General features: G+C 72.5%; 12 protein-coding genes. 6 read left to right on the plus strand and 6 right to left on the minus strand.

Going from position 1 to position 13,221, the window contains the following annotated elements; translation table 11 throughout:
* From EDD40_RS17435 to EDD40_RS17450, 4 genes are read right to left on the minus strand one after another with little or no spacing between them, the layout of a single operon-like run.
* The gene (locus EDD40_RS17435) at window positions 1–1,023 is read right to left on the minus strand and encodes a LacI family DNA-binding transcriptional regulator (RefSeq protein WP_123743861.1); all 1,023 of its coding nucleotides are present in this window, start codon (window positions 1,021–1,023) and stop codon (window positions 1–3) included.
* 7 nt (window positions 1,024–1,030) lie between these two features.
* Window positions 1,031–1,864: a carbohydrate ABC transporter permease gene (locus EDD40_RS17440; protein WP_123743862.1), complete on the minus strand. Its 834-nt coding sequence runs from the start codon at window positions 1,862–1,864 to the stop codon at window positions 1,031–1,033.
* Window positions 1,861–2,790, minus strand: a complete 930-nt coding sequence (locus EDD40_RS17445; protein ID WP_123743863.1) for a carbohydrate ABC transporter permease — start codon at window positions 2,788–2,790, stop codon at window positions 1,861–1,863. Before EDD40_RS17445 ends, EDD40_RS17440 begins: the two co-directional genes overlap by 4 nt.
* Window positions 2,791–2,794: 4 nt before the next feature.
* Window positions 2,795–4,081: an ABC transporter substrate-binding protein gene (locus tag EDD40_RS17450; RefSeq protein WP_123743864.1), complete on the minus strand. Its 1,287-nt coding sequence runs from the start codon at window positions 4,079–4,081 to the stop codon at window positions 2,795–2,797.
* Between the two features lie 168 nt (window positions 4,082–4,249).
* On the opposite strand from EDD40_RS17450, the gene EDD40_RS17455 reads away from it, so the two are divergent.
* The 3 genes from EDD40_RS17455 (at window position 4,250) to EDD40_RS17470 (ending at window position 7,943) form a co-directional block, all read left to right on the plus strand.
* Window positions 4,250–6,289, plus strand: a complete 2,040-nt coding sequence (locus EDD40_RS17455; RefSeq protein ID WP_123748089.1) for a beta-galactosidase — start codon at window positions 4,250–4,252, stop codon at window positions 6,287–6,289.
* Between the two features lie 176 nt (window positions 6,290–6,465).
* A complete protein-coding gene (locus EDD40_RS17465) occupies window positions 6,466–6,789 on the plus strand; it encodes a PadR family transcriptional regulator (protein WP_123743866.1) in 324 nt (107 codons plus the stop codon).
* Window positions 6,786–7,943, plus strand: a complete 1,158-nt coding sequence (locus EDD40_RS17470; protein WP_123743867.1) for an HAAS signaling domain-containing protein — start codon at window positions 6,786–6,788, stop codon at window positions 7,941–7,943. Before EDD40_RS17465 ends, EDD40_RS17470 begins: the two co-directional genes overlap by 4 nt.
* A 15-nt stretch (window positions 7,944–7,958) precedes the next feature.
* Here EDD40_RS17470 and EDD40_RS17475 read toward each other — a convergent pair whose 3' ends face one another.
* Window positions 7,959–8,846, minus strand: a complete 888-nt coding sequence (locus EDD40_RS17475) for a substrate-binding domain-containing protein (RefSeq protein ID WP_246037712.1) — start codon at window positions 8,844–8,846, stop codon at window positions 7,959–7,961.
* Window positions 8,847–9,034: 188 nt separating this feature from the next.
* Here EDD40_RS17475 and EDD40_RS17480 point away from each other — a divergent pair, with 188 nt between their 5' ends.
* The 3 genes from EDD40_RS17480 to EDD40_RS17490 all read left to right on the plus strand — a co-directional run bounded on the left by EDD40_RS17480 (window position 9,035) and on the right by EDD40_RS17490 (window position 11,400).
* Window positions 9,035–9,406 (plus strand): YciI family protein, encoded by a 372-nt coding sequence (locus EDD40_RS17480; protein ID WP_123748091.1) that lies wholly within the window; start codon window positions 9,035–9,037, stop codon window positions 9,404–9,406.
* A complete protein-coding gene (locus EDD40_RS17485; protein ID WP_123743868.1) occupies window positions 9,403–10,644 on the plus strand; it encodes an RNA polymerase sigma factor in 1,242 nt (413 codons plus the stop codon). The genes EDD40_RS17480 and EDD40_RS17485 overlap by 4 nt, the downstream gene beginning before the upstream one ends.
* Before the next feature lie 72 nt (window positions 10,645–10,716).
* Window positions 10,717–11,400 (plus strand): dihydrofolate reductase family protein, encoded by a 684-nt coding sequence (locus EDD40_RS17490; RefSeq protein ID WP_123743869.1) that lies wholly within the window; start codon window positions 10,717–10,719, stop codon window positions 11,398–11,400.
* Window positions 11,401–11,452: 52 nt separating this feature from the next.
* On the opposite strand, the gene EDD40_RS17495 is transcribed toward EDD40_RS17490, so the two are convergent.
* Complete coding sequence (locus EDD40_RS17495; protein ID WP_123743870.1) at window positions 11,453–13,174, minus strand: RICIN domain-containing protein; 1,722 nt, start codon at window positions 13,172–13,174, stop codon at window positions 11,453–11,455.
* Window positions 13,175–13,221 lie beyond the last annotated feature (47 nt).

Here is a 13,221-nt window from a genome sequence, read left to right on the forward strand (position 1 = left end):
TCAGGTCGAGGCGCGCACGACCAGCTCGGTCGGCAGGATGGAGGCGGCCGGTGGTTCGCCCTGGATCTGCTCCAGCAGCAGGCGGACCATCTCGCGGGTGATGCGCTGGAACGGCTGCCGCACCGTGGTCAGCGCGGGCCGGGTGGAGGTGGCGATGCTGGAGTCGTCGAAACCGCCCACGGCGACGTCCTCCGGCACGCGCCGGCCGGAGTCGTGCAGCACGTTGAGCGCACCGGCCGCCATCAGGTCGGAGGCGACGAAGACCGCGTCCAGGTCAGGGGCCCGTGCCAGCAGCGAAGCCATCGCCGCCTCGCCGCCCGCACGGCTGTAGTCGCCGTGCGCGATGAGGTCCGGGGAGGCGTCGGGGCCGAGCACGTCCCGGTAGCCGGCGAGGCGTTCGACACCGCCGGGGGTGTCCGGCGGGCCGGTGATGGTGGCGATGCGCCGACGCCCGCGCGACCGGAGGTGCTCGACCATCTGCCGCGCGCCCGAGCGGTCGTCGGCGGCGGCGTAGGCGACCTGGCCCTCGTGGCCGATCGGCTTGCCGCACGCCACGACCGGGATGCCCGAGTCGCGCAGCTCCTCCAGCAGCGGGTTGCCGGTGTGCGAGGACACCAGCAGCACGCCGTCCACGTGACCGGCGGCGATGAACCGGCTCGTCCGCTTGCGCTCGACCTCCGTGCTGGCGGTCATGAGCAGCACCGGCACGTCGAGTTCGGCCAGCTCCTGCGTGCAGCCCTGGAGCAGGATGCTGAAGTTGGGGTCCTCGAAGAGCCGCTGCTGCGGTTCGGTGAGCACGAAGGCCACCGAGTGCGCACGCTGCGTGACGAGGCTGCGGGCGGCCGGGTTGGCGACGTACCCGGTGGTCCGCACGGCCTTCAGCACGGCCTCCAACGCGGCCGGGCTGACGTTGCGGCCGCCGTTGAGCGCGCGCGACACCGTGCCGCGCGACACCCCCGCGGCGGCGGCCACGTCGTGGATGGTCGGCCGGTTCCGCGCCGCCTTGCTGCGCTCGACGCTCATGACTCCCTCATGCTTTCACCGCTCCGGAGAGCAAGTCGATGCGCCAGTATCGCTGCAACGTGAGGAACAGCGCGATCAAGGGCAGCACCGACACCAACGACCCGGTGACGACCAGGGTGTAGAGCGCGGGTGTGGTGTTGCCCTGCTTGAGCATCGTGTAGAGGCCCAGCGTGACCGGGAACTTCCCGTCGTCGCCGAGCATGATGTAGGGCAGCATGAAGTTGTTCCAGATCGACACGAACTGGAACAGGAACACCGTGACCAGGCCCGGGACCATCATCGGCAACGCGATGGAGCCCAGGATCCGCGCTTCGCCCGCCCCGTCCGTGCGGGCCGCCTCGACCACGTCCTCGGGCACGGCCGCGGCGGCGTAGACGCGGGCCAGGTAGATGCCGTACGGGCTGACCACGCTCGGCAGCAGCACCGACAGGTAGGTGTCGGTCAGGCCGATCTTCGACATCAGCAGGTACTGCGGGATGGCCAGCACCACGGCCGGCACCAGCACGCCCGCGATCAACGCGTTGAAGATCAACCCCCGGCCCCGGAACGAGTACTTGGCCAGCGCGTACCCCGTGACGCCGGACAGCGCCGCCGACAGCAGCGCGCCCACGCCCGCGTACAGCGCCGAGTTCGCCATCCACTGCCAGAACACGCCGTCGCGGTAGCCGTGCAGCTCGCCGAGGTTCGCGGCCAGCGACGACCCGACCGACAGCGTGGTCGTGGCGAACAGCTCGCCCGTGCTCTTCGTCGCGGCGACCACCACCCACGCCACCGGGAACAGGCAGTACGCCGCGCCCAGCAGCAGCACGAACGTCGGCAGCCCGCCGAGGCGCGCCCTCACCGCTCACCCCCGAACGCCCGCGACCGCGTCACCCGCAGCAGCCCGAACGAGATCACGAACATCACCAGGGCGATCAGCACCGACGTCGCGGCGGCCGAGTAGAGGTCACCGCGGCCGAACGCGTCCTGGTAGACCTTCATCAACGGCGTCCAGGTGAGCGAGAGCGAGTTGGTCAGCGGCGCCAGGGTGGTCGGCTCGGCGAACACCTGGAGCGTCGCGATGACCGAGAACAACGACGTCAGCACCAGCGCGGGCGCCAGCAGCGGGATCTTGATCCGCACCGCGACCTGCCACGGCGTGCAGCCGTCGATCCGGGCCGCCTCGTACAGGTCGCGCGGGATCGCGCGCAGCGCCGTGTAGAGGACGACCATGTTGTAGCCGACGCCGCCCCACACCGCGATGTTGGCCAGCGCGAAGTAGATCCCGGTCGGCGAGAGCAGGTCCACCCCGGGCAGCGACAGCTCGCGCAGCAGCTGGTTGACCGGGCTGGTGCCCGGCAGGTACAGGAAGCCCCACAGCAGCGACGCGATGACGCCCGGGATCGCGTACGGCAGGAAGATCGCGATCCGGCTGAACCCGCGCGCCCGCACCCGGTCCTCGTCGAGCAGCAGCGCGAACACCAGGGCCAGGCCCAGCATCGCGGGCACCAGGATCGCGCCGTAGCCGAACACCCGCAACGCACCCGCGCCGAGCTCGGGGTCGGTGAGCGCGCGCGCGTAGTTGTCCAGGCCGACGAACACCTCGGACCGGCTGCCCCTGCCCAGCCCCAGCCCCTTGACCTCGGTGCGGAACAGGCTCAGGTACACCGTGTAGGCGATCGGCAGCGCGAACACCAGCAGGAACAGCACCACCGCCGGGGCCACGAAGGCGTACGGCGCCAGCTTCGGCGCCGCACCACCCCGCCCGGGCGCACGCGTGGACGCCACGGGCTCAGCCGCCGACCGTGAAGCCGTTGGCCTTCATGTCGTCCACGGTCGCGGTCTGCATCTTCGCCAGCGCGGGCACCAGGTCCGCGCCGCCGCTGACGGCCTCGCCCATCGCGTTCTTGTACGCGGTGTAGGTGACGTTGACGTTCGGCCCCCACGTGAAGCCGGACGACGTGGCGGCGATCTTCGCGGCCCGCGCGTAGAAGTCCGGCTGGTTCGGGAAGAACGCGGGCGGCTTGGCCAGCGCCTCCTGCGCCGACGTCGCCGCCGGGTAGATGCCGCACACCGTCACCAGCGCCTCGACGGCGGCCGGGTCGGTGTTGAGCCAGAGCGCGAACTCCGTCGCCGCCTTCTGCTTCTTCGAGCCCGCCGTCACCGCCGTGGTGGAGCCGCCCCAGTTGCCCGTGCGCGGTTCGGCGGCGTCCCACTGCGGCATCGGGGCCATCGCCCACTTGCCCTGGGTGCTCTCCGCGTTGCCCTTGAGCACGCCCGGCGCCCACACCGCGCTCAGCCAGCCGACCTGCGTGCCGTCGTTGAGCGCCTTGTTCCACTCCGGGGTGTACATCGGGGACTTGTCGATCGCGCCCTCGGCGACGAGGCCCTGCCAGTACTGGGCGACCTTCCTGGTCGCGGCGTCGTCCACGGACACCTTCCACGCGTCGCCGTCGACCGCCCACCACGAGGCGCCCGCCTGCTGCGCGAGGCCCGCGAACCAGCCCGGGTCGTTGGCCGAGAACGTGCCGAGGAACTTGTCCGGTGCCGCGGCCCGCAGGTCACGGGCGGTCCGCGCGTACTCGTCCCAGGTGGTCGGCACCTTCAGGCCGTACTGCTCGAACAGGTCGGCGCGGTAGTAGAACATCATCGGGCCGGAGTCCTGCGGCACGGCGTAGACGCCGCTGCCGCCCAGCGTGACCTGGTCCCAGATGCCCGGCGCGAACTCGTCCTCGGCCGACGCCGCGCCTTCGGAGATGTCGGCCAGCACGTCGTTGCTGACCAGGGTCGGCAGCGCCTGGAACTCCACCTGCGCGAGGTCCGGCGGGTTGCCGCCCTTCGCGCTGGTCAGGAGCTTCGTCACCAGGTCGTCGCCCTGGGCCTGCTTGCTGAACACGACCTTGGTCTCGGGGTGGGCGGCGTTCCACTTGTCGACCACCTTGTCGATGTCGGGCGCCCACGCCCAGAAGGAGAGTTCGACCGGGCCGTCGGCGGCCTCCTCGGCGCCGCCGCCGCAGCCCGCGAGCAGGGTGAGGCCGAGTCCGAGTGCCAGGGCCTTCTTCGCGATGTCGAGTCGCATGAGGTCTCCGGGGGTTCCGCGTCGCTGACGCCACTGCCAGCGAGAACCGCGCTGTGAACGTGCACAGTAGTTGTCCGGAGGTCAGCCGTGTCAACTACTTGACACCCTGTCTTATCTGCACCGTAATCTGCAATCAGACCGTGCACGTTCACAGCCGTTGGAGTGTTCATGACGTTCGTGGTGCCTCGTCAGGCCGACGGCCGACCCCTGCCGGACCAGCCCGCGCCGCGGCTGCCGGTGGGCGTGGACGGGCTCGTCTACGGCGGGGACTACAACCCCGAGCAGTGGCCGGAGGAGGTGTGGGCCGAGGACGTCGCGCTGATGCGGCAGGCCGGCGTCAACCTGGTCAGCGTCGCGATCCACGCGTGGGCGGCGCTGGAGCCGCGGCCCGGCGAGTTCGACTTCGGCTGGCTGGACCGGCTGCTCGACCTGCTGCACGGCGCGGGCATCGCGGTCAACCTGGCCACGCCGACCGTCGTGCCGCCCGCCTGGCTCTACCGCGCGCACCCGGCGATCCGGCCGGTCACCCGGGACGGGGTCGAGCTGGAGCGCGGGTCGCGGGCGACGTTCTGCCCGAGCGCGCCCGCCTACCGCCAGGCCGCCGCGGCCATCACCCGGCAGCTCGGCGCGCGCTACGGCGACCACCCGGCCGTGGCGCTGTGGCACGTGCACAACGAGTACGGCGCGCCGGTCGGCGCGTGCTACTGCCCCGAGTCGGCCACCGCGTTCCGGCGCTGGCTGCGCGCCCGGCACGGCGACCTCGACGCGCTCAACGCCGCCTGGGGCACCAGCTTCTGGGGCCAGCGCTACGGCGAGTGGGCCGAGGTCGAGCCGCCGCGGGTGTCCGGCACCACCGGCAACCCGGCGCACGAGCTGGACTTCGCCCGGTTCTGCTCCGACGAGCTGCTGGCCTGCTACACCGCCGAGCGCGACATCCTGCGCGAGCACTCGACCGTGCCCGTGACCACGAACTTCATGACCACCAACTGCAAGTCGATCGACTACTGGCGGTGGGCGCGCGAGGTCGACGTGGTGGCCAACGACCACTACCTGACCGCCGAGGCGAGGCGCAACCACATCGACCTGGCCATGTCGGCGGACCTGACCCGCGCGGTGGCGGGCGGGCAGCCGTGGATGCTCATGGAGCACTCCACCGGCGCGGTGAACTGGCAGCCGCGCAACATCGCCAAGCGGCCCGGCGAGATGCGCCGCAACAGCCTGGCGCACGTGGCGCGCGGCGCGGACGCGGTGATGTTCTTCCAGTGGCGGGCTTCCCGCTTCGGCGCGGAGAAGTTCCACTCCGCGATGCTGCCCCACGCCGGCACGCGCAGCAGGCTGTGGCAGGAGGTCGTGCGGCTGGGCCGCGACCTGGGCGCGTTGCACGAGGTGCGCGGCAGCCTGGTGCGCGCCGACGTGGCCGTGCTGTGGGACTGGGAGTCGTGGTGGGCGCTGGAGCTGGACTGGCGGCCGTCGGTGGACCTGTCCTACCGGGAACGGGTCGGCGCGTTCTACGAGCAGCTGTGGGACGCCCGGCTGACGGTCGACTTCGTCGCGCCGGAGGCCGACCTGACCGGCTACCGGCTCGTGGTGGTGCCGTCGCTCTACCTCACGTCGACGGCGGCGGCCGAGGTGCTGCACGACTACGTGGCCGGTGGCGGCACGCTCGTCGTCTCGTACTTCTCCGGCATCGTCGACGCCAACGACACCGTGCACCCCGGGGCCCACCCCGGCGCGTTGCGCGACGTGCTCGGCCTGGAGGTCGAGGAGTTCCTGCCGCTGCGCGCCGGCGAGGAGGTCTCGCTGGACGGCGGGCTGCGCGGTGACGTGTGGGCCGAGCACATCCGGCCGACCGGCGCGGAGACCGTGCACTCCTATGTGGACGGTCCGGCGGCGGGAGGTCCGGCGGTGACGCGGCACCGCCTCGGCGACGGCGTCGCCTGGTACGTCTCGACCCGGCTGCGCGGCGCGGCGCTGGACGCGGTGCTGCGCGAGGTCTTCCCCACCGCCGGCGTCGAGGCGCGCGACGACCTGCCGCGCGACGTGGAGGTGGTGCGCCGCCGCGGCGCCGACGCCGACTACCTGTTCGTGCTCAACCACACCGACGCCGAGGTGCGGCTGGCCGCGTCCGGCACCGAACTGCTCACCGGACGGCGTTGCGAGTCGGAGCTGACCGTCCCGGCGGGCGGCGCGGCGGTGCTCAGGTCCTGAGCGGGCCCACCCGGCACCGCGATCCGCCGCCCTGGTCCTCGACGCGCTCGCAGGTGAAGTCGGCGTCCCCGCCCGTGCGGGGCACGGGCGGTCTCCCGCAGCTCCGCACTACCCCCTCGTGCACGGTACTGCGCATACCGTAGTACCATTCATGGCACACCACCGGGGAGAAGCGCATGGACACCAGCCAGCTGCTCAAGGGGGTGCTGGACCTCGCCGTCCTTGCCGTGCTGCGCAAGGAGGACGGGTACGGCTACGACGTGCTCCGCCGGCTCCGCCAGGGCGGTCTGGACGGCGTCGGCGACGCGTCGGTCTACGGCACCCTGCGCCGGCTCTACAACGCCGGACTGCTCACGTCGTACGTCGTGCCCAGCGAAGAGGGCCCGCACCGCAAGTACTACAGCCTCAACGAGCCGGGCCGGGAACGGCTGCTCGAATCCGGCAAGACCTGGAAGTCGTTCGCCCGGACGTTGGACGACCTGTTGGGGGAGGGTGCATGAGCACGCAGACGAACACCGAGGTCAAGCACTACCTGGACGCCATGCGCGACGCGCTGTCCGACCTGCCCGCCGCCGAGGTCGCCGAGATCATGGACGACGCGGGCGCGCACGTGGTCGAGGTCGCCGAGGAGATGGGCGAGGAGTTCTCGTCGGCCGCCCTGATCGACCGGCTCGGCACCCCGCGCGCGTACGCCGAGGAGCTGCGGGTCGCGGCGGGGTACCCCTCCCCCACCTCGTCCCCCGCGCCGGGCGCCGGCAACCGGCCGGTGATCATGGCCAGGTTCGCGTTGTGGGTCCTCCTGGCCGCCGCGGTCACCGCGTTCGCCTTCGCCGTCTCGCGCGGCGAGGTCGCGGAGCTGACCGTCCTCGTCGCCCTCTGCGCGGCGGCGGCCACCCTGCTGGTGTTCCGGCAGGAGGGCCTGGTGGCGGAGATCGCGAAGCTGCCGGAGGTGGCCGCCGCCAAGGACGCGCTGGCGCGGGCCGAGAAGCCCGGGAAGTCCGAGCTGCGCAAGGCTCTCGTGTCGCTGCGGGTCTTCCAGCCGGTGTGGTGGATCGTCCGCGCGGTGCTCATCGGCGCGGGCGGCGTGCTGGTGTACCGGCCGGACGGCACGTTCGTGGTCGCCCTGGCGGTGGCGGCGCTGTCGCTGGTGGCCGGCCCGAAGGCGCGGACCGACCGCCGGTGGCTGTGGATCAGCCTGCCCGCGACCGGGTTCGCCCTGGGCGTCCTGCTGCTGGTCGTCGGCACGCTGGCCACCCGGTTCGACGGCTACCCGGTCAACAGCGCGCCGGTCTCGTACCACCCGACGCCGCAGAGCCACGACAACATCTACGTGTTCGACAAGGACGGCAAGCCGCTCACCGACGTCCACCTCTACGACGAGCAGGGCCGCCCGCTCAACGCGCCGTGGTACGGCTGCCAGGGCGAGGACCGCGACGACAACCGCTACCCCCGCCCGAGGGTGGTGCACGACGAGCGGGGCTGCCGCGAGGAGTCGGGCGTCCCCTTCACCGTCGTGATGCCGACCGTGCCCAGCACGACCACCTCCACCACCCCGCCGCCGTCGACCGTCACCCAGTCACCCGCGCTGACGACCGCGCCGACGACGACCGCGGTCACGACGGCCGCGCCGACCGCGGTGACGACCACGGGCTGACGTGACGACGCCCCGTCACCAGGGGGTTGGCGGGGCCGTCGAGTCGCGGACGACCAGGTCGGTGGCCAGCTCGACCCGGTCGGTCGCCGGCGCGCGGCCGGCGATCAGGTCGGCCAGCATCCGGCCCGCCTGCCCGCCCATCGCGGCCAGCGGTTGGCGGACGGTGGTCAGGGCCGGGGCGCAGCGGCGGGCGGCCGGCAGGTCGTCGAAGCCGACGACGCTCAGGTCGGCGGGCACCGACAGGCCCGCGGCGCGGGCGGCCTCGACCACGCCGAGGGCCTGCTCGTCGTTGGCCGCGAAGATCGCGGTCGGGCGATCGGGCAGGCGGAGCAGTTCGGCGGCCTCCCGCCGGCCGCCCTCGCGGGTGAAGTCGGCGTGCCGCACCAAGGCGGTGTCGGGCGCGATGCCGGCACGGCCGAGGGCGAAGCGGTAGCCGTCCACGCGGGCGCGGCTGCACAGCACGTCACGGGGGCCGCCGACGACACCGATCCGCCGGTGCCCGAGCGACAGCAGGTGCTTCACCGCCGTGACGCCGCCCGCCCGGTTGGTGGCGGCGACGCTCAGCAGGTCCGGCGCGGCCGCGTCGACCGGGTCGATGTGCACCAGCGGCACCCCGGCGTGCGCCAGCACCCGTTCCTCGGCCGCGCTGATCGGGCAGGTCACCATCAGCACGCCGGCTCGGCGGGCCGCGACCAGGTCCGTCGCCCACGACGTGCCACGACCGGCCGCCGAGGACAGCACGACGTCCAACCCGGAGTCGACAACGCCCCGCATCACCTCCATGGCCCACGCGCTGTTCAGGGCGGGGAACACCAGCTCCACCAGCGGCACGGGAGGGCGCGGCCGGTCGCTCCGCGCCCGGCGCACGAGGCACGTGCGTTCGAGGATCTTCAACGCGCTCACGGCTCCGACATTATCGGAAATCCTCCGAAACACAACGAAGCTCTGAGCTGCAACGATTCACAAAGGACTTCCGACTATCCTCACCAGATCACGCTGGAGGGCGACAGTCTTTCGCAAAAGTTTCGAAAGTGGGGCGGTGCCGGCACAATCCCCACCGTCCGAAGTCGACGGTGGTGGGAGGCAACGCGGTGAAGTACCTGATGCTGATCTACGGCAACGAGCAGGTGTGGAACAGCGTGGACGCGGAGGAGTTCGGCGAGCTGGTCGCCGAGGTGGACGCGTTCAACGCGGACCTGCGGGCGTCCGGCGAGCTGGTCGACTCCCAAGGCCTGGTGGAGCGCCCGCGGTCGGTGCGCGTGGTCGACGACGCGCCCGTCGTCACCGACGGCCCGTACCTGGAGGCCAAGGAGTACGTCGGCTCCTACTTCGTGGTCGACGTCGACAGCGAGCAGCGGGCCCTGGAGATCGCGCGGTCCTACCCGGCCCTGCGCTACAGCCGCGGCCTGGGCGGCGGTCTCGAGGTGTGGCCCCTGATGCGGCAGGGCGGCGACGACCTTTGACCGTCGAGCACGTCCTGCGCGCGTTGACGCCCCGGGTGCTCGGCGTCCTCGTGCGCCGGCACGGCGACTTCGCGCGGTGCGAGGACGCCGTGCAGGAGGCGTTGATCGACGCCGCCGACGCGTGGTCGCGCGACGGCGTCCCCGAACACCCCTTCGGCTGGCTCACCACGGTCGCCGCCCGCCGCTACGTGGACCTGGTGCGCTCCGACGCCGCGCGGGAACGCCGGGAGCAGGCGCTGTTCGACGCCGTGCCGCGCGACGCGCTGCTCGCGCCGCCGCCGGACGCCGAACCGGCCCGCGACGACCTGCTGGAGCTGCTGTTCCTGTGCTGCCACCCCGCGCTGACCGCGCCGTCCCAGATGGCGCTGACCCTGCGGGCCGTGGCCGGGCTGAGCACCGCCGAGATCGCCGCCGCGTTCCTGGTGCCGGACAAGACGATGGGCCAGCGGATCTCCCGCGCCAAGCAGCGGCTGCTGGAGGCGGGCGCGCGGTTCGAGCCGCCCGCCGACCGCGAACGGGCCTTGGCGGTCGTGCGGCACGTGCTCTACCTGCTGTTCAACGAGGGCTACAGCGCCAGCGCCGGTCCCCGGCTGCGCCGGCCCGACCTGACCGAGCAGGCGATGCGGCTGACCCGGGAGCTGCACGAGCGGCTGCCCGACTCCGGCGAGACGGCCGGGCTGCTGGCGTTGATGCTGCTGACCGAGGCCCGCGGCGCGACCCGCGCCGACCCGGACGGCGTGCTGGTCCCGCTGGCCGAGCAGGACCGGTCGCGGTGGGACCGCGCGGCCATCGCCGAGGGCACAGACCTGGTGACCCGCAGCCTGGCCGCCCACCCCGCCGGCCCGTACCAGGTGCAGGCGGCCATCGCGGCCGTGCACAGCGAGGCGGCCACGGCGGAGGACACCGACTGGCCGCAGGTCCTCGCCCTCTACGACGTGCTGCAACGCCTCGCGCCCAGCTCGGTCACCGCGCTGAACCGGGCCGTCGCGCTGGGCGAGGTGCGCGGTCCCCGGGCCGCCCTGGACGTCGTCGCGGAGCTGGAGCGGGGGGTCCTGGCCGGCCACCACCGGCTGCTCGCCGTGCGGGCGCACCTGCTCGAACGCGCCGGTGACCCCACCGCCGCGAGCGAGGCGTTCCGGCAGGCCGCGCGGCTGGCCGGCAACGTCCCCGAGCAGCGGTTCCTCCTGCTGCGGGCGGCCCGCTGCGCAGCGGCCGACATTTCTCCCGGCCGGGTGTAGAAGACGCGTCGTCGGCTCCGATCCCCTCCCGAGCGACCCCGCCGGGCGTCGCCGGGAGGAAGGAACGCAGCCATGACCAAGGTGACCGCGCAGCTGTCGGTGTCCCTCGACGGCTTCTACGCCGGACCGCGCCACGAGGGCGGCGGCGACTGGCTGCACTCGGCGGAGGCGGCGGCGTTCTTCCGCGTCACCCGTTGGGCGATCAGCGCGATGGCGTGGCGGGAGCGGCAGGGCATCGCGGGCGGTGAGCGGGACGTCAACTCCGACGTCATCCAGGAGAACTTCGAGGCCGCCGGCGCGTACGTGATGGGCCGGCGCATGGCCGACGGCGGCGAGGCGCCGTGGGGCGAGGAGCCGCCGTTCCGCGCGCCGGTGTTCGTGGTGACCCACCGGCCGCGCCAGACCCTGGAGCGCAAGGGCGGCACCAGCTTCACCTACGTCACCGACGGCGTCGAGAGCGCGGTGGCCCGGGCGAAGGCCGCGGCCGGCGGCAAGGACGTCGCGGTCGCCGGCGGCGGCTCGCTGGTCCGCCAGGTGCTGGCCGCCGGCCTGCTGGACGAGCTGGAGCTGCACATCGTGCCCGTGGTGCTCGGCGAGGGCCTGCGCCTGCTGGACGCCGACCTCGGCCTGGGGCAGAAGGAAGGCATCGAGCTGACGCCCACCCGGGTCCTGCACACCCCCGGCGTCACGCACGTCCGCTACACCGTCGAAGGCCGCGCCCCGCTCGTCCTGGACGACCGGGGGCGCGGCAACTGACGACGCCACCGGTGCGGCGGGCGCCCAGCCCGCCGCACCGGGACAAGGGGTTCTACCCGAACGTGACGACCAGGCGGCCGTCCGAGGCGTAGGACCAGCGCAGGGCGCCGCTGTAGGAAGCGCAGCGGGAGCCGTTCGAGCCGGTCCAGAACTGGTTGGAGCCGTCGACGTTGCCGACGGTCTTGTCGTTGGTGCCGCTGCCGCTGCGGCACGACGTGTTGTTGCGGAACACCGAGGAGCCGCCGTCGAAGCTGAAGTTGCGCTCGGCGTTGTCGATGCTGACGTTGTCGGACACGGTCATCGTGCCGAGGTTGCGGTTGTAGGTGAAGCCGTGCTTGCCGTTGTCGTAGGCGATGTTGCGGCGGATGACGTGGTTCACGCCGATGTCCTCGCCACCGAGCTTGTAGCCGTTGCGGTCGCCGTTGCCGGCCTGGCCGCCGTTGCTCAGCGTGCCGTTCTCGTAGGCGAGCGAGTCCTCGATGGTGACCGCGCCGATCGGGCCGGTGTCGGTCTTGGTGTAGAGGTCCCAGCCGTCGTCGATGTTGTTGTGCGCCACCGCGTAGCGGAACACGTTGCCCGGCCCGGAGGTCAGCTTCGCGGCGAACCCGTCGGCGTCCTCGCCGTCGGAGTCGGCGTTGTCGTGCGACTCCGCGCTGAGGATCAGGTTGTTGGCCGGCCACTGGTCCTTGGGCGTGGTGGACAGCATCCGCGACAGCTGCAACCCGGTGTCGCGGTTGAAGCGGGTCACCGTGCGCTCGAAGATGTTGTTGCTGCCGCCGATGAAGATGCCGTTGTCACCGGCGCGCTCGACGATGATGCCCCGCACGTGCCAGTAGTCGCCGTTCACCGCCAGGCCTCGGTTGGCCGGGTCCTCGGCCTGGGCCGAGAAGTCCAGCACCGGGGTCTCGCCGGGGTAGGCGAACAGCTCGGTGCGGTCGCCGGAGGCGCCGTTCTTGCCCTGCGGGATGGTGACGGTCTGCGTGAAGCGGTAGGTGCCGCCGCGCATCAGGATCGTGCCGCCGGCGGTGATGCGGCTGATCGCCGAGGTGAGCGTGGTCGGGCTGGCCTGCGTGCCCGCGGCGCTGTCGGTGCCGTTCGGCGCCACGTACAGCGCGGAGGACGGCGGCTGCGACGTCGTGGTGGTGGTCGTCGTAGTGGTCGTCGTAGTGGTCGTCGTAGTGGTGCTGGTGGTGGTGGTGGTCGTCGTCGTGTCACCGGTGACGGGGGTGAACGTCCACTGCTTGGAGACGACGCTGTCGCAGGAGTTCTGCTGCACCAGGGCACCGACCGCGGTGGAGCTGTCCTTGACGTTCACGCACTTGCCGCCGTTGGCGTTGACCACGCGGTAGTTGCTGCCGCTCGCGGTCACCGACCAGACCTGGCTGGAGCCGCCCGTGCACGTCTGCTGCTGGATCGCCTTGCCCGCGCTGGTCGACGCGTCCTGCACGCCGACGCACAGGCCGGTCGCGGCCGACGTGATCCGGAACCCGCCGCTGACCGCGGTCAGCGACCACCGCTGCGCCGTGACGTCACCGCACGCCTGCTGCCGCAGCTGCGTGCCGCTGGTCGACCCGGCGGCATCCAGGCAGTGCCCGCTGGCGGCGTTCTTCACGGTGTAGGTGCCCGCGCCGACCGCCGCCTGCGCCGGCGAGGCGAGCGGCCAGGCCGCCAACGTCGCCGCCAACGCGGCGACGGCCGCCACCGCGACCAAGCCACTGCGGACGACCCGCGGTCGTACAGCCCGCGCCACTGCGGGCTGCTCCGATGTGCTCATGCCGACTCCACTTCCACGCGACTTCCGACGGGGCTTTTCGCACACGA

This window comes from Saccharothrix texasensis (assembly GCF_003752005.1).
In the GTDB taxonomy this organism is placed as follows: Bacteria; Actinomycetota; Actinomycetes; order Mycobacteriales; family Pseudonocardiaceae; genus Actinosynnema; species Actinosynnema texasense.